We start from the raw sequence: 23,265 nt of genomic DNA, 5'->3' as shown, positions 1-23,265 counted from the left end.
GTCATGACGAATGAAACAGCTGCGTATCCGGCACACGCCGGGGCGCGGCAGATGCTGAACAAGGTCCCCGAAGTCACGGTGTACTTCTGGGTGATCAAAGTGCTGTGCACGACGGTGGGCGAGACCGCGGCCGATCTCCTCAACGACAACCTCGGTCTGGGTCTGACGAACACCTCGCTGGTCATGGCCGTGCTGCTGATCGGAACGCTGTGGTTCCAGTTCCGGGCCAAGAAGTACGTGCCCGGGCTCTACTGGCTTGCCGTGGTGCTGATCAGCGTGGTCGGCACGCTCGTGAGCGACAACCTCACGGACAACTTCGGGGTGGCGCTGGAGACGACGACGGTCGTCTTCGCCGTTTTGCTCGTCGCGGTGTTCGCCGCCTGGTACGGGAGCGAGCGGACGCTCTCCATCCACTCCATTCACACGGTCCGCCGCGAGGCGTTCTACTGGGCGGCGATCCTCTTCACGTTCGCTCTCGGCACCTCGGCGGGCGACCTCACGGCCGAGCGGATGGACCTGGGCTACTGGGTGTCCGCGGTGGTGTTCGCGGTGCTCATCGCCGCCGTGGCCGCGGCCCACTACGGGTTCGGCCTCGCCGCCGTTCCGGCGTTCTGGATCGCGTACATCCTCACCCGCCCACTGGGCGCCTCGCTCGGCGACTACCTCTCCCAGGCGCGCGGTGACGGCGGCCTCGGCTTCGGTACGGTCGGCACCAGCGCGATCTTCCTCGTCCTGATCCTGGCCCTGGTCAGCTATCTGACGGTGACCCGGCGGGACGCGGCCGACACTTCTGTCAGCCTGCCGGAAGGCTGACCACGAACCGCGCGCCGGTGGCGGCCGGGTCCCACTCGATGTCGCCGCCGGACGCGCGGGCGAGCCGCCGGGCCAGCGCCAGACCGAGACCGGCCCCGTCATGACCGTCGTCCGGATCCGCCCGGCGGCCCGGCTCGAAAACGGCCGGGCCGGTCTCTGCGGGCACACCCGGGCCGTCGTCGCTCACGGCGAGCTCCACACCGGCCGGGGTCGGCGCGAACGTCAGGGTGACGCCGGTGGCGGCATAGCGGCGGGCGTTGTCGAGCAGCGGCGTGAGCATGCGTTCCACGAGCGCGGGGGAGACACCTGCGGTGACGCCTGCGCCGCCCCGTACGGACAGCGGCGGGGCGTCAGGGTGCTGACGCGCGTACTGCTGGGCCAGGTGATCGGCCATTGCGGGCAGTCGGCAGCGACCGGGGGGCTGCCCGGTGCGGGCGCGGGCCTCGGAGAGCAGGGTGTCGCAGATGTGCCGCATCGTGCCGGCGGCGGCAGCGATCGCCTGGTGGGAGGCGTGCTGTCCGGCCGCGTCCCGTGGCCGGGCCGTGAGCCAGTCGGTCTCGGCGACGATGCGGGCCAGCGGGGTGCGCAGCTCGTGCGAGAGCTCGGCGGTCTGGAGTTGTTCGTGGCGCAGTACGGCGGCCAGCCGGTCCAGGAGTTCGTCGAGGTTGGTGGCGAGCGAGGCGAGCTCGTCCGGGCGGTGGGCGGTGCCGAAGCGTTCGGCGGCGCCGAGTTCGCTCCAGCGGGCCGCCCGGGTGCTCATCTCGGCGACCGGGCGCAGGGCCCGGCCGACGACGGTGCGGGTGAGCAGGTACACCCCGACCAGGAGCAGCAGCCCGAGGACCGCCGAACCGGCGAGGGCGGCGCGGGCGGTGCTGCGGTACGGGTCGAGGGAGACGGCTACGACAACGGTGCCCGTCTGGCGGTTGCCGACGCGCACCGGCAGGGCGTAGAGCCGGGAGGCGTTCCTCCCGCCGGACTCCTGGTATGCGCTGCCGCGGCCGGTGAGCCGGTCGGCCTGCCGCTGGAGGGCGGGGGGCGCGCTCGGCCTCTCGATGGCCGTGCTTCCGCGGTAGATCCACGTGCCGACATCCAGGGCGCGGTCGTCGGGCGGTTCGTGGACGACGATCCCGCCGTCCGGGCGTGCCTCGACGGTGGCGGCCACCGCCGCGGCTCGGGTCTGCAGCACGTCGGCGGCCTGGCTGCTCAGTCGTCCGGCGAGGACGATGTCGAACGCGATGGTGAGCGCGGCGACCCAGGCCGTGGCGGAGGCCAGGGCGAGCAGGGCGAGGCGGCCCCGCAGAGTGTGGGGCAGCGCGGTGCGGAGCCGTCCGATGGCGCGGAGCCGCCTCATGTCAGGCGGTACCCGACGCCGCGCACCGTACTGATCGCCCGTGTGCTGTCCGCCTCGCGCAGCTTCCGGCGCAGCCGGGTCAGGTACTGGTCGAGCGTGTTGTCGCTGACCTGGGCCCCGTCCGGCCAGGCCGCGCGCAGGAGTTCCCGTCTGCGTACGGTGGTACCGGGCGCCGCCATCAGCGCGGCCAGCAGGCGGAACTCGGTGGGGGTGAGTGCCACCGGCTTGCCGTGCACCTCCAGGAGGTGGCGTACGGGGTCGAGCCGGAGCTCCGCCAGCTCGACCACGGGGTCCGGCCCGGCGCGGCGCAGCGCCGCGCGGATCCGGGCGGCGAGTTCGGCAAGGTGGAAGGGTTTCGCGAGGTAGTCGTCGCCGCCCGCGGAGAAGCCCGAGAGCCGGTCGGTGAGCGTGTCGTGCGCGGTGAGGAAGACCACCGGGGCCTGCAGCCCCGTCGAACGCATGGCCTGGCACACGTCCCGGCCGTCCGAGTCGGGCAGCCCGATGTCGAGGACGACGGCATCCACCCGGTCGTCGAGGGCGCGCAGGGCGCCGGCCCCACTGGCGGCGGTCACGACGGCGAAGTTCTCCTCGCGCAGTCCGCGGGCGAGCACGTCGCGCAGCCCGTTGTCGTCCTCGACGACCAGGACGCGGCGTTGCACAAGATCGGTCACGGCAGTCGAGTCCTTCTGTCGGGGCCCGCGGCCCGGCGGTACCGGTTTCGTCTACAGAACTGTAGACGAAACCGATGGCCTGGTGCTCCGTGGCGGGACGGCGGCGCGGATCGCGTTCCCGACACTCCTGTGGCGCAGCGAGGACGGGGGCGGGGGGAGTACAGGACCCATAGTTGAGACGACGTTCGGCCGTGGCGGCCACGAGACGGAACGGGAGAGCATGTGACCACACCACGGATCGACTACCAGGCGCTGTTCGCCGCCACGCCCAGCCCCTACCTGGTGCTCGGTCCCGACCTGGTGATCATCGACGTCAACCGGGCGTATCTGACAGCGACCGGCCGCACTCGGGAGGATCTGGTCGGGCAGTACATCTTCGACGCTTTCCCCGACAACCCTGCAGATCCGGGTGCCGACGGGGTGCAGAACCTGGGCGCCTCCCTGCGCCGGGCCCTGCGCTCCAAGGAGCCGGACACGATGGCGGTGCAGAAGTACGACATCCCGGTTGCGGACAGGCCCGGCGTGTTCGAGGAGCGATGGTGGTCCCCGATCAACACCCCCGTGCTCGGGCCGGACGGACAGGTGGCGTGGATCATCCACCGGGTGGAGGACGTGACCGCCTTCGTACTGTCCCATCCCTCCCGCCCACGAGGAGGCGGGGAACTCAGCAAATGGGAGGTGGTGGAATCCGAACTGTACGCACGGGCGCGTGAGCTCCAGGGGTTGAACGAGGAACTGCGCCAAGCCCACGCCCGTGAACGCCAGGTCGCCGTCACCTTGCAGGAGGCCATGCTCTACTCGCCCGACCTGGCCCGGCATCTGGATGTCGCGGTGCGTTACCTGCCCGCCGCCGGATCTCTGAACGTGTGCGGCGACTGGTACGACCTGGTCGACCTGCCCGACGACGGCTGCGCCGTAGCCGTCGGTGACGTCGTCGGCCACGGCCTGGAGGCCGCTGCCGTCATGGGAATGCTTCGCAGCGCGCTGTCCGCCGCCGTCCGAGCCCGCCAGGGACCCGCCAAGGCACTGGAGGTTCTGGGCCTGTACTCGCGCTCGGTCGAAGGTGCGCTGGCCACCACCGCGGTCCAAGTCGTCATCGCCCCGCGCAGCCACCGCATCACCTACAGCAGCGCCGGCCACCTCCCGCCGGTCCTGGTCCACCACGACGGCACCTTCGATCTGCTCGACCAGGCCACTGACCCGCCGCTGGGGGCCCGCCCCAAACACGTCCCCCGCCCCCAGGCAGAGCTGTCCTACACGCCCGGCGACACCCTCGTGCTCTACACCGACGGCCTCGTCGAACGCCGCGGCGAGGACATCGACGCCGGTCTGCACCGCCTCACCGACGCACTCGCCCGATTCGCCCGCCTCAGCCCCCAACGCCTCGCCGACGCCGTGCTCGCCCGCCTCGGCGTCAGCGCCGGCGCCCGCGACGACATCGCCCTGGTCGTTCTCCGCCTGTAGTCCCCGGACCGGTTTTCACTGGAAAGCATCATCGCCGGAGCGGCTGGGTCGCGTTCCAACTCGCTCCCTGAGAGCGTGGGAGCACGATGCGACACGGTGCGGACGCGTTCACCAGCGGAGGACATTGTCGAGCGGACACTTGAGCCGACACCGGGCCAGGACGACGACACCGCCATCGAGACGCTCTGAGCGGACGCGACGTTCCGAACCGCAGTCGAGATCACCGTGCGTCGGGAAATTGGTGATCACCTTCTGGGTGTGGACATCGGATCGCCCGGTCATTTCGGCGCGGCGGAAGCGAGGCGGCATGCACGATCCCGATCCACCGTTCCGGCCGGTCCGCAGACGGGAGGGTCACCTGCCGCTGGAGGACCTCGGCCTCATCGGGGACGGCGCGACGGCCGCGCTGGTAGGCCTGGACGGCTCCATCTCGTGGATGTGCCTTCCCCGATTCGATGCCGAACCCCTGTTCTGCAGCTTGCTGGATCAAGCACGAGGCGGGCATTTCACCTTGGCACCGGAAGACCTGGTGGAGGCGCGACAGCGCTATGAACCCGATACCGGCGTACTGACAACCGAATTGCGCAGTCCCACCGGCTTGGTTCGCGTCACCGATGCGCTGGCCCTCCGCTCCGGCGCTGATCTCACCGATGACGCACCGGCTGATCGGGCCGAACTTGTGCGTTCGGCGGTGGTGCTGGCCGGCCGCGTCCGCCTACGAGCGGACCTCGAGCCCCGCGGCGGTGGGCAGGCGCGGGCATTGTTCAGCGGACTGGAAGTGCGATCGTCCCGGCGACCGGACCTGCGACTCCACCTTCGGTCGAACCGTCCCCTGGGTGGCCTGCACACCACACATGACCTGCAGCAAGGTGATCGCCTGGATCTCGTGTTGTCCTGGGGCCGCTTCCATCGCCACCACCGGTTCGACACCGACGCCATGCTGCAGGGAACCGCTGACGCGTGGCGCCGCTGGATGAAGCATATGGAGTACGGCGGTCCCGAGGAGTCCTTGGTCAGGCGCGCCGCGATCACGCTGAAAATGTGCGACGACTGGGCCAATGGCTCGCTGGTCGCGGCACCTACATCCTCCTTGCCTGCGCCGATCGGCGGGATCCGCAACTGGGACTACCGCTATGCCTGGATCCGCGATGCCGCCTTCGCCGTGTTCGCCCTGCGCCGCATCGGTTTCCGTGGCGAGGCCGACGCTTTCCTCGGCTGGGTTCTCGATGCCTTCGAGTACAGCCGACGGCCCCGGATCATGTACGGCCTCAACGGCAGTCCGGTGCCGGACGAGGTCGAGGACAGCGAACTGGAAGGCTATCGGTGCTCTGCCCCGGTGCGATGGGGCAACGGTGCGGCCGACCAGCGCCAGCACGACGTCTACGGCGAGATCCTTGACTGCGCAGACCAGTGGCTGCTTTCCGGCGGTGAGATCCAGCCCGCGCTGTGGACCAGCCTGGCCGAGCTGGCCGAAGCGGCGGGGCAGGCCTGGCGGCAGCCGGATCAGGGAATCTGGGAAGTGCGCAGCGAGGGCCGGGTGTTCACGTACTCGGCCGGGATGTGCCAGGTGGCCCTGGACCGGGCGGCGGCTATCGGTGAGCGGCTTCACCTGCCCGGGCGGATCGCCGAGTGGCGAGCCTCGGCCGACCAGCTGCGCCGGATCATCCTGGAGCGGTCCTGGGACGAGGACGCACAGACCCTGAGCACACACCTGGACGGCGGCGGCATCGTGGACGCGAGCCTGCTCGCCCTTCCGCTGCGCCAGGTTGTGTCGGCTGATCACCCGCGGATGGTGGCGACCACCACGGCTGTAGCCGAGCGCCTGTCGGCCGGCAACGGGCTGCTCTATCGCTACCTGCACAAGGAGTCACCCGATGGTCTGGCCGGCGACGAGGGTGCCTTCGTGCTGTGCAGTTTCTGGCTGGTCGACAACCTGATCGGCCAGGGCCGGATCGAAGAGGCCGACGAACTGTATGCCTCGCTGTGTGCCCGGGCGAGCCCACTGGGGCTGCTGTCGGAGCAGATCGACCCGTCCACAGGAGAGTTCATGGGCAACTTTCCTCAGGCATTCAGCCACATCGGGATCATCGCCAGTGGCGTCAACCTCGCCCGAGCGAAGGCAGGCGCTCAGGCCTGATCAACCGGCTCGCCGACTCAGGCGCGAACAGGGAGACCATGACGCAGCGATGGACAAGGAAGTGCGCGGCGACCGTCCGGCTACGGCCCGACGACGCGGCTGCCATCCCTGATGACGAGCTCCGTGACCTGGCGCGGGCCGCCTTGGACGACTGAGCTGCCGGCGCGACCGGTGACTGCGCCTGCTGGGTGACTTCGCGTGTATGCAGCCGCGGGAGCTGGGATGATGCGTCGGCGACTGGTACCAGCAAGGAATGCCCAGGCGATCGCATCTGCAGCCCGACAATCCGGACCCCGGCTTCCGGCCTGAGAGACGGAGGCACCGGACTCGTGCGGCGTCGCGCCAGGTGCTGCGTGGCGTCGGCGGCCGTGCTTCCCGGGGCCCGGGCGCGAAGCATGGGCCGACCGACCCGACGCAGGAGTCGCGTGTGTCGCCTGCGCTGCGGACGGCCGCTGCCTACGCCTGGCGGATCCTCGTCGTGGGAGCTGTCGTTTACACCGGTTTTTCGGCGCTGGGACGGTTCCACGAGGTCGCGGTAGCGGTCTTCCTCGGCCTGGTCGTCACCGCGGTGCTGCGCCCGCTGACGGACTTCCTGGCTCGTGCGGTGCCGCGGCCGCTCGCGGTGGCAGTGGCGCTCCTCGGCAGTTTCGTCCTGGTCCTGGGCGTGCTGTCCCTCGTCGGTGAGGCGGTCGCCGGAGAAAGGGCCGGGCTGGAGAGGCAGTTCAGCGACGGCCTCGCCAGGATCGAGCGCTGGCTGGAGGAGCCACCGTTCCGTCTGAACCCCGGGGCACTGAAGGACTTGCAGGCCCGGATCGGGCAATATCTGTCCAGTCATCGGTCCACCGTGATCAGCTCGGCGCTCAGTGGCGTGGGTCGACTGGTGGAGGTGATGACCGTGTTCGTTCTCGCGCTGTTCTGCTCGGTCTTCTTCATCTACTCGGGCGACCGGCAATGGGACTGGCTGTGCGAGCAGCTCCCGGCGACGGCGCGGGAGCGGGTGGAGATCGCGGGCCGAGCGGCGTGGCGGACGTTCACGGGGTACACCCACGGCATCATCGTGGTGGCTGCCACCAACGCCGTACTCGTCGGACTCGCCCTGTTCGTACTGGGGGTGCCGTTGGCGCTTCCGCTGGCGCTGCTGGAGTTCTTCGCGGCCTTCGTACCCCTGATCGGCTCACCCATCGCCCTTGGAATTGCTGCCGTTGTGGCTCTGGCTTCGAAGGGCCCGATCGTAGCGGCCGTCGTCGTCGCGCTGATCGTCGTCATCGGCCAGATCGAAGGGCACCTCCTGCACCCGATCGTGATGAGCTGGGCCGTCCGCCTGCATCCGGTCGTGATCGCGCTCTCCGTGATCGCCGGCGCGATCGCGGCGGGGGCGCTGGGAGCGATCGTGACAGTGCCGCTCGTATCCGTCGTCTGGTCGGTCCATCAGGCTCTGCAGCGGGCGCGGAGATCCACACAGCTGAAGGCCACCCGCGCACGGTCGGCGACCGGCATCCGAAGGGGACGAGGGCCGGACCGTCCCGGTATGTAGCGCACCCGGGAGGGGGCGGCCTCGGGGCCGGTGGCGTGATCGGCGGATCGTGACGATCCGAGTGCGTTCCTACGTTTCGCGTTCCGCCATCAGCCGTCCCACCGCCTGTTCCAGTTCGACGATGCGGTCGGCGAGGTCCGCCCCGCCCGGACCGTTGGCGTCTCGTAGCAGGAGTTCCGCCTGGGCGAGTTGGCCGACGACCTCAGACAGCCGGTCGGCGTCGTCCGGGCGTGCAGGGCGCTCCGCGGAGTCCGTGGTGTCCTTGCCGTCCGTACCGTACGACGGCTCGGTGGATGCGCAAGTCGGGGGAGGAGGGGACGGCGTAACCGTCGGGCGGCCGCCGTCCGCCGTCAGGAGGCGCTTCAACTGTTCGGATTGGTCCACGAGTTGGCGGTTCTTGCGGAACAGATCGAGGAAGACGTTGACCTTGGTCCGCAGCAGCCAGGGGTCGAAGGGCTTGATCAGGAAATCGGCGGCGCCGACCGTGTAGCCGCGGTAGGCGTAGTTCGGATCGACCGCGGCTCCGGTCAGCAGGATGATCGGGACATCCTTCGTCTGGTCGAGCCCCTTGATGTTGGCGGCGGTTTCGAAGCCGTTCATGCCCGGCATCAGCACGTCGATGAGCACGACTGCGAACTCCTGGCGCAGCATCGCCTTGAGGGCTTCCTCACCCGAGTGCGCGCGGACCACGTGGCCCAGTGAGCCGAGTACGGCTTCGAGGGCGACCAGGTTCTCCTCCATGTCGTCGACGATGAGGATGCTGGCGGTCTCCGATGCTGCTGGCTGTGTCGCCGTCATGATGGCCGTCCTGTTGCTCCGTCGTCATCGTCCCTGTTCCTGAGGGTGTCGCCGTCGTCCCGGTCCGTGGCGCGGACGTTGTCGGAGGGATCCGGCCGCGGCTCCGGCAGAGTGCACTGCGGGTCGAGGAGCCGGCAGATCACCGACAGCAGGCGGTCGACGTCCACCGGCTTGGGGACGTAGTCGTCCGCGCCGCTCTCGATGGCCTTCTCGCGGTCACCGGGCATGGCCTTCGCGGTGAGCGCGATGATCGGCAGGTCCGCGAAACGAGGTGTGCGACGGATCGCTGCGATCATCTCGTATCCATCCATTTCGGGCATCATGATGTCCATCAGCACCAGTGATACGTCAGGTGTCTGATCAAGGACCTCCAGGCCCTCGCGGCCGTTCTCCGCGTACTTGACGCTGATGCCGACGCGCCCCAGCACATGCGTCAGTGCGAAGACGTTCCGGATGTCGTCGTCGACGATGAGGATGCGACGGTCGGTCAGCACCCCGGCGAGGCGGCCGCTCAGCCAGTCCCTGAGGCGGGTCGTCTCCGGCCAGCTGACGCCGTCGTCGCTGCCGTCGGGCCGGGTTCCGGTGCGGGGCGCGGACTCCTGGGGCCTGAACACATCGACCTGCGACTCGGGTCCGGGCTCGGCTGCGGGTCGGCCGGTGAGGGCGGTGAGTTCGGCGATGGCTCGGGTGGTGCTGCTCACTTGGCGCGCTTCCACCGCGGGGAGGGCGCCGGAGGGCGGGCCCGTGTAGTGCACGGGGACGAAGAGGGTGAAGGCGGAGCCGACGCCCTGTTCGCTCTCGGCGATGATCCGGCCGCCGAGCAGGCCGGCCATGTCCCGGCTGATGGAGAGGCCGAGCCCGGTGCCGCCGTATTTGCGGTTGGTGGTGCCGTCGGACTGCTGGAAGGCCTCGAAGATCTGGTCGAGCTTCTCCGGCGCGATGCCGATTCCGGTGTCCTTGACGGTCAGAGCGATGACGGAGTCGGCGTTGCGCAGCGTCTCCTCCTCGAAGTCCGAGACCGTCGAGCGTTCGACGATCAGTTGCACTCCGCCGGACGAGGTGAACTTCATTGCGTTGGAGAGGAGGTTGCGGAGGATCTGCTGGAGCCGCTGCTCGTCCGAGAAGAGTTCGAGCGGTACGTTCTCGCCGACCTTGATGTCGAACGACAGGCCGCGGTCCAGAGCGAGCGGCTGGAACGTCGCCCGTACGTAGTCGAGCAGTTTGATCAGCGGCAGTTTCTTGGGGTGCACATCCATCCGGCCTGCTTCGATCTTCGACAGGTCGAGGATGTCGTTGATCAGTTGCAGCAGGTCGGAGCCCGCGCGGTGGATGGTGACGGCAAACTCCACCTCCTGCGGGGAGAGGTGGTCGTCGGGGTTGTCGGCGAGGAGCCGCGACAGCACGAGGAGCGAATTGAGCGGCGTGCGCAATTCGTGCGACATGTTCGCCAGGAATTCCGACTTGTACTGGGAGGACGTGGCCAGCAGCGCCGCCTTCTCCTCCAGCTCGGCGTTGGTGAGCTGCAACTCGTCGGAGCGCTTGCGCAGTTCGGCGGTGAGGCGCTGGGATTCCGAGAGGAGGGACTCGGTACGGGAGTTGGCGATGATGGTGTTGATGGAGACACCGATGGTGTTCACGAACTGGTCGACAAAGGCGAGGTGGACCTCGCTGAAGCTGCTGAACGAGGCCAGTTCGATGACTCCGAGCACCCGGTCCTCGAAGAGGATCGGCAGGATGACGATGCTGGCCGGGGGCGCGGCGCCGAGGCCGGAACTGATGGTGATGTATTCGCTGGGGACCGCCTCGATGAGAATTCGCCGTTTCTCCGTTGCGGCTTGGGTGACCAGACCCCAGCCAGGGGCGTCGAGGCTGAGCCGGGTACGCCGGCGGCGGCCTTCGGGCTGGCCGGTGCCGTAGCCGGCCAGGAGCTCAAGGTCCTCGCCGGGCTCCGCGCCCGCTTCTGCCAGGAAGAATGCCCCGTACTGGGCGTTCACCAGAGGGGTCAGCTCGCGCAGGATCAGGTCGGCGACCTCGACCAGGTCGCGGTGGCCCTGCATGAGTCCCGCGATACGGGTCAGGTTGGACTCCAGCCAGTCCTTGGCCCGGGTGGTCTCACGGAGGTTCGCCACCATGAGGTTGATGTTGTTCTTCAGGGCGGCGACCTCGCCCTGGGCCTCCACCGAGATGGAGCCGGACATGTCGCCCTGTGTGACGGCGCTGGCGACCTCGGCGATCGCGCGCACCTGGGTGGTCAGATTCAGTGCCAGCTCATTGACGCTGGTGGTCAGCCGCTTCCATGTCCCGAAGACACCCTCCACCCGGGCCTGGCCGCCGAGCTGTCCCTCGCTGCCCACCTCGCGGGCCACTCGTGTCACCTCGGAGGCGAACGAGGAGAGCGTGTCGACCATGGTGTTGATCGTGGACTTGAGTTCCAGGATCTCGCCGCGCGCGTCCACGTCGATCTTCTTCGACAGGTCGCCCTCCGCGACTGCGGTGGCGACCTGGGCGATGTTGCGGACCTGGGAGGTGAGGTTGTCGGCCATGAAGTTGACGTTGTCGGTGAGGTTCTTCCAGACGCCCGAGACGCCGTGGACCTGAGCCTGGCCGCCGAGTCGACCGTCGGTGCCGACCTCACGGGCCACCCTGGTCACCTCGTCCGCGAAAGCCCTCAGCTGCTGGACCATCGTGTTCACGGTGTCCTTCAGCTCCAGGATCTCGCCGCGCGCGTCGACATCGATCTTCTTCGACAGATCACCGTTGGCGACGGCGGTGGTCACCTGGGCGATGTTGCGGACCTGGGAGGTGAGGTTGAGCGCCATGCGGTTGACGTTGTCGGTGAGGTCCTTCCAGACCCCGGAAGCGCCCCTGACCTGTGCCTGACCGCCGAGGTTGCCCTCGGTGCCGACCTCGCGGGCGACGCGGGTGACCTCGTCGGCGAAGGCGGAGAGCTGGTCGACCATGGTGTTGATCGTCGACTTGAGCTCCAGGATCTCTCCCTTGGCCTCCACGGTGATCGTCTTGCCGAGGTCACCCTCCGCGACCGCGGTGGCGACCTGGGCGATGTTGCGGACCTGGGAGGTGAGGTTGTCGGCCATGAAGTTGACGTTGTCGGTGAGGTCCTTCCAGACCCCGGATACGCCCCTGACGTGGGCGCGGCCGCCGAGCTGGCCCTCGGTGCCGACCTCGCGGGCGACGCGGGTGACCTCGTCGGCGAAGGCGGAGAGCTGGTCGACCATGGTGTTGATCGTCGACTTCAGCTGCAGGATCTCGCCCCGCGCGTCCACGGTGATCTTCTGGCTGAGGTCGCCGTTGGCGACGGCGGTGGTCACCTGGGCGATGTTGCGGACCTGGGACGTCAGGTTCGACGCCATGAAGTTGACGTTGTCGGTGAGGTCCTTCCAGACCCCGGATACGCCCCTGACCTGGGCGCGACCGCCGAGCTGGCCCTCGGTGCCGACCTCGCGGGCGACCCTGGTCACCTCGTCGGCGAACGCCCGCAGCTGGTCGACCATGGTGTTGACCGTGAGCTTCAGCTCCAGCAGCTCACCGGTGGCTTCGACCGTCACCTGCTGTGTCAGGTCGCCGCGCGCCACCGCCGTCGTCACGACCGCGATGTCCCGCACCTGCGCAGTCAGCCGGGACGCCATCGTATTGACCGCTTCGGTCACATGGAGCCAGTCGCCCGACAGGCCCTGCGCCTTCGCCCGGCCACCGAGGCGCCCCTCGGTGCCGACCTCGCGGGCGACCCGGGTCACCTCGCCGGTGAAGAGCGAGAGCTGGTCCACCATGCGGTTCACGCCGATGCCCAGGCGTCGCAGGTCACCGCGGAGCTGGCGGCTTCCGTCGTGCAGATCGACGTGCTGGGTCAGATCGCCGTCCGCGACGGCGTCCAGCACTCGGGTGGCCTTCGCGACGGGTACCACCAGTGCTTCGAGCACCGTATTGGCGGCCTCGATGTTCGTCGTCCAGGCACCCGTGCCGGGACTCGCCGAGATCCGCTCGTCCAGCCGTCCCTGTCGGATGATCTCGTGGCGCACCCGCTGGAGCTCCGAGGCGAGATGTGCGTTCCGCGCGACGATCTGTTGGAACACCCCGGCCATTTCGGCCAGCACCCCGTCCGGCACGACGGCGCCCTGTTTCTCCGGGTCCTCCACGCGCGCTGTGAAATCACCGTCGCACAGGGCCTTCATCGCACCGAGCAAGGGGCGTAGATCGCTCGTACAAACCCACTGCCCGTCTGGCTCCGTGGCGGGTCGGGTCGGGTCCAGTGTCATGAAACACCCTCCGCCCAAGATCCATCGGTGCACACCAGAGGTTCATTGGTCACGCATGTCATAGTATAAAGCGCACGAAAATACTGCTTTCTGGGCGTATTTGATGCACACGGGGGGAAGAGGGGTTCCGTTGTCCGTACACGCGACCGAATCCGTGTCCAGGAAGGGGCTGCCGGCGAACCAGCTGGCGGCCGCCCGGGCGCGCGAATTCGTGTATGCGGCGCTTGAGGGGTGGACAGCGCCCGCGAACGGGGACGGCGCGTCGGCCGCCGATTCGGCTCCCGGTGCGGCCGCGGCCCCTGCACCGATGACGGTCCCCGAGGAGCTCGTCGACGACGCCGTCCTGCTCGTCAGCGAGCTGGTCACCAACGCCGTCATGTACGCCGGCACCGATATCGACGTGGTCTGCCGCCTGGAGCGGAACCCGGCCACCCGGTTGGGTGTCGTCGTGGAGGTCGCGGACCGCCACCCCTCCAGGGGGGTACGCGGCGGCGCGGACACCCGGCGTGGCGAGCCCGGCTACGGCCTCCAGCTGGTGAGTGCGCTCTCGGAGTCCTGGGGCGTGACCTACCGGCGGGCGGAGAAGAGGGTCTGGTTCCGGCTGGAGGCCGCGGAGCGAGGGACTGCTGCGACAGATTCGGCCGCGTCCGGTCCCGGTATCACCGATCCCGGTACCACCGGGCGTCACAGCGACGCAAAGCACCATGATGCAGGGCCATCAGTACATCCGGCGCATGCCCAGGGGTACGCCGCCGAGTGGAGCGACCGTGGCGGCCCGTCGTTCCTCGCCGAGACCAGCGAACTCCTGGCAGGCCAGCTCGACGAGGCCATGGTCACCGCGCTCGCGGCCCAGATGCTGGTACCCCGGCTCGCGGACTGGTGCGGCATCTGGCTGAACATGCCGGGGAGGGGCCTGCAGTTGTCCCGGGTCTGGCATGCCGACGAGCAGCGCATCACTCCGCTGCGCGAGGAGCTGGAGCGGATTCCGCCGCCCTCCGCGGTCCGCATCGGAGGTACGCCCTGGCCGTGGCCGGAGAGTGCCGGTGTCGCCCATGCGGGCGGGTCGGCGTTCGCCTTCCCACTCATCGCCCGCGACACCGACCAGGGTGTACTGCTGCTCGGCCGGGCCGGGCAGCCGCAGATGACCGACACCGTGGTGCGGATGGTCCAGGACGTGGCCCGCAGGGTCGCGCAGGCCGTGTACACCGCTCGCCAGTACACCCGGCAGCGCAGGATCAGCGCCGCGCTCCAGCGCAGGCAGCTGCCGGCGACGCTGGCCAGGATCGTCGGCGTCGATACGGCGATCGTCTACGAGCCGCACGGCGAGGGGCAGACCGTCGGCGGCGACTTCTACGACATCTTCCCGAGGGGCGAGAACCACTGGTGCTTCCTGCTCGGGGACGTACAGGGGAAGGACCCGGAGGCGATGTCCGTCACCGGCCTGGCCCGCCACCTGGTGAGGCTGCTGGCGCGCGAGGGCCATGGTGTCGAGTCGGTGCTCGCCCGGCTGAACGCCGCCATGGCGGAAGAGAGCGCCGAGGCATTCGCGCTCGGCGCCGAGCAGACAGGCTCCCGTTTCCTGAGCCTGCTGTACGGGGAGTTGACGGTCGACCCGGGTGTGCCCGGAGCCCACTGCACGGTCGCCACTGCAGGCCATCCTCCGCCGCTGCATCTGCACGCCGACGGCAAGGTGGAACCGGCCTCTGTACCCCAGATGCTGCTCGGCATCGATGAGGGCGCCGAATTCCGGGCCGTCAGCTTCGACCTCGCGCCCGGTGAGACGCTGTTGTGCGTGACCGACGGCGTCACCGAACGCCGCTGCGGAAACTGGCAGTTGGACGACAATGACGGTCTGGCCGATGTGCTCAGGCAAGGTATGGGACTGGGTGCGAAGGCACTTGCGGAGCACGTGCGGCGGGCGGCGCACGACTTCGGGACGGGGCCGGTCGAGGACGACCTCTCGGTACTGGTGCTGCAAGCAGTGACGGACTCCTGCGCGAATCGGACCTGAACGTCGATGGGCAAGCCGAGGCGCCGCTCGCTCAGACCCGATGGCCGTCGTCGAGAGCTTCGGATGCCGCGCGAAGTGACCCGTCGGCGGCGAGCAGTTCGCGCAAGCCTTCCGGCCGGGCCGTCGCCGATGCGACCGCGCGCCGCAGCCACTCCCTGGCGATGCCGGCCCGCGAGACCGCTGGTCGGCGCTGCGGCGCTCTTTCGGGAGCGAGTTGCGCCGAGTGTCAGGCGATGACACGGCCGCGCAGGATGATGCGACTGGGGTGGGGCAGCACTGAAGCGTTGAGGGTCGGGTCGGTGTCATAGGCGACGAGGTCAGCGGGGCCTCCGTCGACCAGTCCGGGCAGACCGAGCCAGGAGCGGGCCGTCCACGATGCCGCGCCCAGTGCTGCGTCGGCCGACAGTCCGGCACGGACCAGCCATTCGACCTCTGACGCGACCGTTCCGCACGGGAGGCTGTCGGTGCCTGCAAGCACGGTGACGCCGGCTTCGTGCGCGGCCCTGATGTTGGGCATCATGCTTTCCCATCCGGCCAGCCACCAGTCCCGGCGGGCGCTGGACTCTGCGGCGCGCCATCGATCGGCCCCGGCGCCGAAAACGCTGAGCGTCGGAACGAACGCGGTGCCTTGGGCGGCCATCAGATCGATCAGGCCGGGATCCAGGTGCATGCCGTGCTCCAGGCTGTCGACGCCGGCTTCAACGGCGTTGCGACTGCCGTCAGCGGTCTGGCAGTGGGCGGCCACCCGGCCGCCGATGGCGTGCACGGCCCGCACGACGGCGGCGAGGATCTCCTGGGGCAACGGCGGCTCGTCGTACTTCCAGTCGGCGATGACTTTGCACCATCCTGAGGACGACTTGGCTTCCTCGACAGCGGCATGAACCAGACCGGCCTCGCTCACGTCGCGCCCGACCCCGGGAAAGAATCGGCCGGGAGTGGCCAGCCAGCGTCCGGCCGAGTGGACACGCGGCAGGTCCGGATCCTCGTCCACCCAGCCCGGGATGGGCGCGGCAGACCCGGGTGTCCGGACCAGCAGAACGCCGGCGTCGCGGTGGTCGGACAGGTGCCGTCGAAGCACGTCGTCACTGAACGGGGCGTCGAGGTCCTCGGTGCCCGGATGGGTGTGCACGTCGACCAGGCCGGGCAGCAGCCAACCCCCGTCGACGACGAGATCCGCGTCCGGGACCGGTTCGCTCCGCAAGCGGTCTCCATCGATCCAGAAGGACCGCTCCTCCCGTTCCGGCAACACGACGCCTCGCACCTGCAGCACCACTTGCAACCGCCCCCTCGAACCAACGCGCCCATAACTTGGTCGATTTCGCCGATCCTACGAGGCGTTCGAGTGACCTTCCCCTCGCGTTTCGTATCAGCTGAGCAACCACCTGTGGAATCGGGTCATGGCCCCGGCCCCTCGCAGAACTCATACAGATGAGCGTTCGTGCGAGGGCCGGTCCACTCGTTGGCAGGACATACAGGAGAGTCAGCTGAAGGAGCGCCGGTAGGTCTGGGGGCTGACTCCGGTGGTGCGCCGGAAGCGGTCGCGGAAGGCGGTGGGCGAGCCGAAGCCGACCTGGGCACCGATGCGTTCGACGGAGTGCCGGGTGGTCTCCAGAAGGTGCTGGGCCTGGCGGATGCGGGCGCGGTGGAGCCACTGGAGCGGGGTGACTCCGGTCTGTTCGCGGAAGCGCCGGATCAGTGTCCGGGTGCTGACTCCGGCCTGAGCGGCGATGGCGGCGAGGGACAGATCGCGACTCAGGTTGTCCTGGAGCCAGCTGAGCAGGGGTTCGAGCGCGGAGCCCTGTGGGGTGGGTATGTGGTCGTGGACGATGAACTGCGCCTGACCACCCTCGCGTTCGAGAGGGACGACGGACAGACGTGCGGCGTCGGCGGCGACGGCCGAGCCGTAGTCGCTGCGGATCATGTGCAGGCACAGGTCCAGGCCGGCGGCGGCTCCTGCCGAGGTGAGGATCTGCCCGTTGTCGACGTACAGGACATCCGGGTCGACCTCGATGTCCGGGTGGGCGGCGGCCAGGAGGCCGGCCGCGATCCAGTGGGTGGTGGCGCGCAGGCCGTCCAGCAGGCCGGTGGCGGCGAGGGGGAAGGCGCCCGAGCAGATGGAGGCGATACGGGTGCCGTCCTTCGCCGCGGCGCGCAGCGCGTCGAGGACAGCGGGGGTGAGCGGGGCGGCGGGGTCGGCGGTGCCGGGCACGATGATCGTGTCGGCGCCCTTGAGGCCGTCCAGCCCCCAGGGCGCGCGCAGACGGAAGGCGCCTGCGTCGATATCCGGCTGCTCAGCACAGACACGGACCTGGTAGCCGGGGCGCCCGTCCGGGAGGCGGGTGCGGGCGAAGACCTCGATCGGGGTGGACAGGTCGAAGGGGATCACCTGGTCCAAGGCGAGAACAGCGACGGTGTGCATGGCCAGAACATACCTCCCCGCCCTGCCGCCGACTCGGCGTCAGGGAACCATGAGCGGTCGTTTACCCAGCTCAAGGCCCATGGTTCGGCCGATGGCAATATTCCGTTGAAACATGTCACTAATGCCACTGGGCGGTCGAATGAAACGTGTTTAGCGTCGAGGTCTACCCGGTGCGGACCGGTCCCTCGTACGTGAAGGAAGTTGCATGCATGCCCAGATCGTCCTGTTCGACGGCTTCGATCCGCTGGATGTCATCGCCCCCTACGAGGTGCTGTACGCCGGTGGAACCGCCTCCGGCGGGGCGGTGAGTGTGGAACTGGTGTCCGCGGAGGGACCCCGCACGGTGGTCAGCGGAACCGGGAAGTTGGCGCTGCAGGCGACGGCCGCTCTCGACCCCGGCCGTGCGGGCCTGGTCCTGGTTCCCGGAGCCTCGGGCCGTGTCGGCGAGCCCGGCGAAACACCTGACCGGGAGGCCGGGACCGGCGAACAGAAGCAGGACGAGCTCATCCCCGTACTGCTGGGCCGCACCTTGTACACCGAACTGCCGGCGCTTCTGAGAGCGGCTGTGCACAATCCGCAGGTCACGGTCGGCGCGGTGTGCGGCGGCTCGCTCGTGCTGGCCATGGCCGGCCTGCTCGAAGGCCGCCACGCCACCACCCACCACATGGGCCTGGACATGCTCGATGCCACCGGCGTCCACGCGGTGCACGCTCGTGTCGTCGACGACGGCGACCTGGTCACCGGCGCCGGCGTCACCTCCGGGCTGGACCTGGGCCTGTACCTGCTGGAGCGCGAAGTCGGCCCCCGGATCGCCCACGCCGTCGAGGAGTTGTTCGCCCACGAGCGTCGCGGCACCGTCTGGCGCGCCCAGGGCCCAGCTCCCACCGGCCTCTGCCCATGCCCCTGATCGGGCACCTGTTCACCGCACGCACCGTAAGGAAGTACAGCAGCATGTCTGTCGAAGGTACCTGGGACCTGTCCATCTCGACCCCCATCGGCACGATCAAGGCAGTGGTCGAACTCCGCCGACAGCACAGTGTCCTGACCGGGGTGGCCCACGGGGCGGGGGAGGAGGTCCCGCTTGCCGAAGTCGCCTTCGACGGCCACCGACTCACCTGGAGGCAGGCCGTCACCCAGCCTGTGCGCCTGAACCTGGCCTTTGCGGTGACGGTCGACGGCGACACCCTGATCGGCACCTCCAAGGCCGGACGTCTGCCCGCCTCCAAAGTCACCGGCCTGCGCCGGGCCGCCCGGCCGACCACGGAACACTGACCATGACGAAACTCCTCCTGTCCGTGCACGTTCTGGCCGCCGTCCTGGCCATCGGCCCGGTCACCGTCGCCGCGAGCATGTTTCCCCAAGCTCTACGCCACGCGCACAGCGACCCGGGCGACCGCGAGGCGCTCACGAACCTGCGGTTGCTGCACCGCATCTGCCGCGTCTACGCGGCCATCGGCATAGCCGTCCCGGTCTTCGGGTTCGCCACGGCCGGCAGCCTCGGCGTCCTCGGCAGCGGATGGCTGATCACATCGATCCTGCTGACCGCCGCGGCCGCGGCCACCCTGGCCCTGCTGATCCTGCCCGCCCAGGACCGCGCGCTCGCCGCCGCACAGACCCCGGGCTCCAGCCCCGGCCCCCGCTCGGCCGGCCGCCTCGCCATGCACACCGGCGTCTTCAACCTGCTGTGGGCCACCGTCACCGTCCTGATGATCATTCGCCCCGGCTCCACGACGGGAGCATGACCGTGAACCTCCGCCACCTGCGTATCGCGGCCCAGGGCGAACTCATCTCACTGATCATCCTGCTGACCAACCTCGCCACCGCCCACCTCAAACCCATTTCCTCCCTGATGGGCCCCACCCACGGCTGCGCCTACCTGTTCGTCGTGGTGGCCACCTGGCGCCTCGAGCAGGCCACACCCGTCACCAAGGCCTCGGCCGTCATCCCTGGCATCGGCGGCCTGCTCGCACTGCGCCGGCTCCGCCTCGACATCGTCGATCAGCGAAGTGAGGACGCCATCCGGCCCTGACCCCCGCTCCACGGTGACGGACAGCCCGGCGGGCACGTGGCCGGTTCAGTCGAGACGGTCGTACCTGTCCGGCTCCCAGTCGGCGAACAGCGTCAGCGCCTTCTCCGTCTCGGTGCGTTCCGGTGCGGTGGAAGTGGCCGGCCACCAGTTCTCCACCTGATGTGCGTCCACGAGGACGAAGTCGCGGTACCCGTCGAAGTCACCGGGGTCGCTTGCCACACCGATATGGATGGGCGCGTCATCGGGAAGATCCTTGAGTGCATCGCGCAGCTGGGCGGCGTTCCAGATCTGAGGGGCGTGCTCGAAGGTATCGGTCATGCGCCCAGGTTGCCGCAACGGGGCGTCCTGCCGGCGGAGACACGGCTGCTTCCCGGGCCGAAGCGCTGATCCGGTGCAAGGGTGAGGCAAGGAGCAGAGTCCGTCGAAGTCGGAGCACGCTCATCGGCAGTCCGAGCGCCGACGCCTTACCCACCGATTCCGAAAGGCAGTCCTTCTTGATCGTTACTCAGTGACCTTCGTATGGCGTTCACCAGCCTCACCTGGGCCTCGGCAGGTGCCTGCCTGGCCTGCTCGAACTCCTCCGGACTCACCGGGTCACTCAGAGGGTGGCGCCCCCGAGCCACTCGGTCCAGGAAGGAGTTGATGGCGCGGCCGAAATCGTCGATCTCGGTCGCCACTTCCGGCGGGGCGACCAGGCTTACGCGCATCAAAGCCGCGCTCCACTCGCCCCAGTCGTAATCCCAGCCCCGTCGGTCGCTGTGCGCCCGCCTGAGTTCCATCGTGAACTTGGCGTAGTGACTGAACAGCTCCTGATAGGCGACAAGCTGCTGGTCACGTAGCTACTGACGATCCTGGGCGCGACGCGTGACGATACCGCCGACCAGAACTCCCACCGTGGCCGCAAGAGCCCCCGTGGCCGTCGTCACCAGTGTGTCCAGCACCAGACGCCCCCGACGCCCCAACCTTTGGAGAGTCGAACGTACTGGTCATCTCTCCCGGGTGACAACGATCAGATCGGGCAGAGACCTCGGAAGATGAAGCTAGGAGGGCGTTTCACCGACGGAACGGGCCGCCGGCAGGGCCTGCTCCACCCAAATGGTCTTACCGGTGGGCGTGTAGCGCGTGCCCCATTGCTGCGCCATCTGGGAGACGATGAACAGGCCGCGGCCGCTCTCGTCGTCAGCGGCGGCATGACGCAGATGGGGTGAGGTGTGCCCGGTGTCGGCAACCTCGCAGATCAGGGTTTCGTCGCGGATGAGTCGGACGTGGATCGGACCTGCGGCGTAGCGGATGGCGTTGGTGACCAGCTCACTGACGATGAGTTCCGTGGAGCACGACAGCTCGTCCAGCCCCCACGCTCCGAGTTGCCCCGTGGTCACGGCGCGGGCTTTGCCGACCATCGCCGGCTCCGCGGTCAGCTCCCACGTAGCCACATGGTGTTCGTCGAGCATCCGTGTGCGTACGAGGAGCAGCACCGCGTCGTCGTTCGCCGGCCCTGGAATCAGGGTCGCGACTGCGCGGTCACAGAGTTCGTCCAAGGGACGCCGGGACTGGGCGAGGGCTTTGGCGAGCAGACCGAGTCCGACGTCGATGTCGTCGACGGCCGCCTGGATGAGGCCGTCGGTGAAGAGGGCGACGAGGCTGCCCTGCGGCAGCTGGAATCCCATGGTCTCGTAGGGCAGACCACCCAGTCCCAGCGGAGGGCCCGGCGGGAGTTCCGGGTAGGTCGCGACGCCGCTGTCCGGCAGGACGACCGCAGCCATCGATTCGCCGGCACGCGCCATGCTGCACTGTCCCGACACCGGGTCGTACACCGCGTACAGGCAGGTCACCCCCAGGGCGTCGTCCTTCCGGGGCCCCGCGCCGTCTGCACCATGAACGGCCGCCCGCTCCTTGGCGGTCTGCCCGACCAGGTCGTCCAGGCGCGAGAGGAGCTCGTCCGGGTCGAGGTCCAGGCGGGCGAGGACGCGTACGCCGGTGCGCAGGCGCCCCATGGTGGCGGCGGCGAGCAGTCCGTGGCCGATCACCTCCCCGACGACCAGGCCGACACGCGTTCCCGACAGTGGGATGACGTCGAACCAGTCACCGCCCACCCCGGACCGGCTGTCGGAGGGCACATACCGGCTCGCCATCTCGACAGCGGTCGGCTGCGGCAGCCGGTGCGGAAGCAGGCTGCGTTGAAGCCTGAGGGCCGCGGCGTGCTCGCGCGTGACGACCAGCATCAGCACGACGCCGAGCAGCAGGGCTCCGAGGCCCACCACGGTCACCCCGCCCGTCCGTCCGATGAACGGCAGGTCGATGGAGGTTGCACCGAAGCTGGGGTCGGCGTAGACGTCGAAGGCGGCGTAACAGAAGAGAAAGAGCATCGTCAGCGCGCCCAGACCCGGCAGCAGGCCCTTGAACAGGAAGTCCCTGCGGCTGCGGGTGAGCACCCTGCGGAAGTACCAGACACAGGCGAAGCCGGTGAGGCCGTAGTAGAACGCGATGGCGAGCCCGACCGACTCGATGGAGTCGGCCAGGACGTTGTCGCTGATCGCCGTCAGGAGGACGAGGAAGCCGACGGAGGCCAGGCCCAAGGAGACGGTCGACCAGGTCGGGGTGAGGAATCTGCGGTGCAGTCGGGCGAATCGGGAGGGGACGGCCTTGTGCGCGGCCATGGAGAAGACGGTCCGGGCCATCGGGAGGATGGTGGTCTGGGCGGAGGCCACCGCGGAGGTCAGCACCATGAGGATCAGCAGCTTGGAGAAGACGGGTCCCGCCCCGTGGCTGCCGAAGACGGCGTTGCCCAGACCCGAGAGCACGTCGCCCGCGTTGTCCCTGTTGCCGAGCCCGATCCCGGCGGAGCCGACTCCGGCGAAGGCCTGCGCCGAGGTGGCGACCAGGGCGTAGATGACCAGCAGCAGTACAACGGAGATGACCGCGGCGCGTCCGGGGATGCGCGTGCTGTCCACGGTCTCCTCGTTGACCGTGACGGCGGTGTCCCAGCCCCAGTAGATGAAGACGGCGGCGAGGATCCCCGCGGTCAGCGCTTCGGCCGATGGCACGTGGAGGGGGTTGAACCAGGAGGCGGAGACGTGGATCGCCATCTCGGGGCTGCCGGTGTAGACCTTGACCAGCGCGGTGACGGCGAACAGCAACAGTACGGCCACCTCGATGCACAGGAGCCAGCGCTGGACGGCAGCCGAGATCTCGATGCCGATGTAACAGATCGCGGTCATGACGATGATCCAGACGACACCTGCGAGGGTGGTCCACACCCTGTTTTCCGTGAGGGAGTCGTAGCCCAGGAGCCGGAAGCTGTAGATGCCGGCGATCTCGGCGAGGTTCGCCATGACGATGATGTCGGCGACGATGATGCCCCAGCCGCCCATCCAGCCGGTGCGTGGGCCGAAGGCACGGGTCGCCCAGGTGAAGGTGGTCCCGCAGTCGGCGTTGCTCGCGTTGAGTTCCTTGTAGGCATACGCGATCAGCAGCATCGGGACGAAGGCCAGCATCGTGACGATCGGCGCCTGCAGGCCGACCCCCGCCACGATGAGGCCCAGCGTGGCCGCGAGGCTGTACGCCGGTGCGGTCGACGCCAAGCCGATGGCAACGGAGGAGAACAGTCCCAGAGCACCGGATTTGAGCCCTTTCTTACCCGCGCCTGAGCCGAGTGCGAGCGGCGCGTCGGACGCGCCGGGGCTACGGGAGAGCTTCACACCGGATGCCAACCTCCTCATTTGCCTTCCGACCACCATTTTCGCCGCAGGCGAGGAGGCCTGCCA

The 23,265-nt window shown here is 68.9% G+C and carries 17 protein-coding genes; 9 read left to right on the top strand and 8 right to left on the bottom strand.

All coding sequences use genetic code 11. From position 1 onward, the window contains the following. Positions 1 to 3 precede the first annotated feature (3 nt). Positions 4 to 813, top strand: coding sequence for a COG4705 family protein (locus OHA88_RS07940; protein ID WP_328624847.1), 810 nt, complete (start codon positions 4 to 6; stop codon positions 811 to 813). Here OHA88_RS07940 and OHA88_RS07935 read toward each other — a convergent pair. Next, positions 794 to 2,164 (bottom strand): sensor histidine kinase, encoded by a 1,371-nt coding sequence (locus OHA88_RS07935; RefSeq protein WP_328624846.1) that lies wholly within the window; start codon positions 2,162 to 2,164, stop codon positions 794 to 796. The two genes, OHA88_RS07940 and OHA88_RS07935, sit on opposite strands and share 20 nt — an antisense overlap. After that, complete coding sequence (locus OHA88_RS07930) at positions 2,161 to 2,823, bottom strand: response regulator transcription factor (protein ID WP_328629618.1); 663 nt, start codon at positions 2,821 to 2,823, stop codon at positions 2,161 to 2,163. Before OHA88_RS07930 ends, OHA88_RS07935 begins: the two co-directional genes overlap by 4 nt. A 234-nt stretch (positions 2,824 to 3,057) precedes the next feature. Here OHA88_RS07930 and OHA88_RS07925 point away from each other — a divergent pair, with 234 nt between their 5' ends. The 3 genes from OHA88_RS07925 (at position 3,058) to OHA88_RS07915 (ending at position 7,970) form a co-directional block, all read left to right on the top strand. Next, positions 3,058 to 4,299 (top strand): PP2C family protein-serine/threonine phosphatase, encoded by a 1,242-nt coding sequence (locus OHA88_RS07925; RefSeq protein ID WP_328624845.1) that lies wholly within the window; start codon positions 3,058 to 3,060, stop codon positions 4,297 to 4,299. Positions 4,300 to 4,606: 307 nt separating this feature from the next. Further along, positions 4,607 to 6,436, top strand: coding sequence for a glycoside hydrolase family 15 protein (locus OHA88_RS07920; protein ID WP_328629617.1), 1,830 nt, complete (start codon positions 4,607 to 4,609; stop codon positions 6,434 to 6,436). Between the two features lie 427 nt (positions 6,437 to 6,863). Next, positions 6,864 to 7,970: an AI-2E family transporter gene (locus tag OHA88_RS07915; protein WP_328624844.1), complete on the top strand. Its 1,107-nt coding sequence runs from the start codon at positions 6,864 to 6,866 to the stop codon at positions 7,968 to 7,970. 69 nt (positions 7,971 to 8,039) lie between these two features. Here OHA88_RS07915 and OHA88_RS07910 read toward each other — a convergent pair whose 3' ends face one another. Both OHA88_RS07910 and OHA88_RS07905 read right to left on the bottom strand, forming a co-directional pair. Then, positions 8,040 to 8,768 (bottom strand): response regulator, encoded by a 729-nt coding sequence (locus OHA88_RS07910; RefSeq protein ID WP_328624843.1) that lies wholly within the window; start codon positions 8,766 to 8,768, stop codon positions 8,040 to 8,042. Then, positions 8,765 to 13,042 carry a HAMP domain-containing protein gene (locus tag OHA88_RS07905; protein ID WP_328624842.1) on the bottom strand — a complete coding sequence of 1,426 codons (4,278 nt, stop codon included), beginning with the start codon at positions 13,040 to 13,042 and terminating at the stop codon, positions 8,765 to 8,767. Before OHA88_RS07905 ends, OHA88_RS07910 begins: the two co-directional genes overlap by 4 nt. Before the next feature lie 103 nt (positions 13,043 to 13,145). On the opposite strand from OHA88_RS07905, the gene OHA88_RS07900 reads away from it, so the two are divergent. Further along, positions 13,146 to 15,053, top strand: a complete 1,908-nt coding sequence (locus OHA88_RS07900; protein ID WP_328624841.1) for a SpoIIE family protein phosphatase — start codon at positions 13,146 to 13,148, stop codon at positions 15,051 to 15,053. A 226-nt stretch (positions 15,054 to 15,279) separates the two neighbouring features. On the opposite strand, the gene OHA88_RS07895 is transcribed toward OHA88_RS07900, so the two are convergent. Together OHA88_RS07895 and OHA88_RS07890 are read right to left on the bottom strand one after the other, a co-directional pair. Then, positions 15,280 to 16,254, bottom strand: a complete 975-nt coding sequence (locus OHA88_RS07895) for an amidohydrolase family protein (RefSeq protein ID WP_328624840.1) — start codon at positions 16,252 to 16,254, stop codon at positions 15,280 to 15,282. A gap of 279 nt (positions 16,255 to 16,533) precedes the next feature. Next, the gene (locus OHA88_RS07890) at positions 16,534 to 17,472 is read right to left on the bottom strand and encodes a GlxA family transcriptional regulator (protein ID WP_328624839.1); all 939 of its coding nucleotides are present in this window, start codon (positions 17,470 to 17,472) and stop codon (positions 16,534 to 16,536) included. 205 nt (positions 17,473 to 17,677) lie between these two features. Between OHA88_RS07890 and OHA88_RS07885 the strand changes: the two genes are divergently transcribed. From OHA88_RS07885 to OHA88_RS07870, 4 genes are read left to right on the top strand one after another with little or no spacing between them, the layout of a single operon-like run. Then, on the top strand, positions 17,678 to 18,379 hold the full coding sequence (locus OHA88_RS07885; protein ID WP_328624838.1) for a DJ-1/PfpI family protein: 702 nt from the start codon (positions 17,678 to 17,680) through the stop codon (positions 18,377 to 18,379). A 44-nt stretch (positions 18,380 to 18,423) separates the two neighbouring features. Continuing rightward, a complete protein-coding gene (locus tag OHA88_RS07880; protein WP_328624837.1) occupies positions 18,424 to 18,744 on the top strand; it encodes a hypothetical protein in 321 nt (106 codons plus the stop codon). A gap of 2 nt (positions 18,745 to 18,746) precedes the next feature. Beyond that, the gene (locus OHA88_RS07875; RefSeq protein ID WP_328624836.1) at positions 18,747 to 19,214 is read left to right on the top strand and encodes a DUF2269 family protein; all 468 of its coding nucleotides are present in this window, start codon (positions 18,747 to 18,749) and stop codon (positions 19,212 to 19,214) included. Beyond that, entirely contained in the window at positions 19,211 to 19,501 is a 291-nt protein-coding gene (locus tag OHA88_RS07870) for a DUF3817 domain-containing protein (RefSeq protein ID WP_328624835.1), read from the top strand. Before OHA88_RS07875 ends, OHA88_RS07870 begins: the two co-directional genes overlap by 4 nt. Before the next feature lie 45 nt (positions 19,502 to 19,546). Here OHA88_RS07870 and OHA88_RS07865 read toward each other — a convergent pair whose 3' ends face one another. Next, positions 19,547 to 19,819, bottom strand: a complete 273-nt coding sequence (locus tag OHA88_RS07865) for a DUF6225 family protein (RefSeq protein WP_328624834.1) — start codon at positions 19,817 to 19,819, stop codon at positions 19,547 to 19,549. A 722-nt stretch (positions 19,820 to 20,541) separates the two neighbouring features. Continuing rightward, positions 20,542 to 23,199: a SpoIIE family protein phosphatase gene (locus OHA88_RS07860; RefSeq protein WP_328624833.1), complete on the bottom strand. Its 2,658-nt coding sequence runs from the start codon at positions 23,197 to 23,199 to the stop codon at positions 20,542 to 20,544. Positions 23,200 to 23,265 lie beyond the last annotated feature (66 nt).

It is taken from the genome of Streptomyces sp. NBC_00353 (genome assembly GCF_036108815.1).
GTDB lineage: Bacteria > Actinomycetota > Actinomycetes > Streptomycetales > Streptomycetaceae > Streptomyces.
The sequence above is the reverse complement of the archived record's forward strand: the minus strand, read 5'-3'. Positions and strand labels throughout refer to the sequence as shown.

What these genes read in the sequence shown, in the direction of transcription:
- OHA88_RS07870 (WP_328624835.1), top strand. Translation starts at nt 19,211, where the DNA reads ATGACCGTGAACCTCCGCCACCTGCGTATCGCGGCCCAGGGCGAACTC.
- OHA88_RS07940 (WP_328624847.1), top strand. Translation starts at nt 4, where the DNA reads ATGACGAATGAAACAGCTGCGTATCCGGCACACGCCGGGGCGCGGCAG.
- OHA88_RS07885 (WP_328624838.1), top strand. Translation starts at nt 17,678, where the DNA reads ATGCATGCCCAGATCGTCCTGTTCGACGGCTTCGATCCGCTGGATGTC.
- OHA88_RS07890 (WP_328624839.1), bottom strand. Translation starts at nt 17,472, where the DNA reads ATGCACACCGTCGCTGTTCTCGCCTTGGACCAGGTGATCCCCTTCGAC.
- OHA88_RS07865 (WP_328624834.1), bottom strand. Translation starts at nt 19,819, where the DNA reads ATGACCGATACCTTCGAGCACGCCCCTCAGATCTGGAACGCCGCCCAG.
- OHA88_RS07880 (WP_328624837.1), top strand. Translation starts at nt 18,424, where the DNA reads ATGTCTGTCGAAGGTACCTGGGACCTGTCCATCTCGACCCCCATCGGC.
- OHA88_RS07900 (WP_328624841.1), top strand. Translation starts at nt 13,146, where the DNA reads ATGCACACGGGGGGAAGAGGGGTTCCGTTGTCCGTACACGCGACCGAA.
- OHA88_RS07935 (WP_328624846.1), bottom strand. Translation starts at nt 2,164, where the DNA reads ATGAGGCGGCTCCGCGCCATCGGACGGCTCCGCACCGCGCTGCCCCAC.
- OHA88_RS07875 (WP_328624836.1), top strand. Translation starts at nt 18,747, where the DNA reads ATGACGAAACTCCTCCTGTCCGTGCACGTTCTGGCCGCCGTCCTGGCC.
- OHA88_RS07910 (WP_328624843.1), bottom strand. Translation starts at nt 8,768, where the DNA reads ATGACGGCGACACAGCCAGCAGCATCGGAGACCGCCAGCATCCTCATC.
- OHA88_RS07920 (WP_328629617.1), top strand. Translation starts at nt 4,607, where the DNA reads ATGCACGATCCCGATCCACCGTTCCGGCCGGTCCGCAGACGGGAGGGT.
- OHA88_RS07905 (WP_328624842.1), bottom strand. Translation starts at nt 13,042, where the DNA reads ATGACACTGGACCCGACCCGACCCGCCACGGAGCCAGACGGGCAGTGG.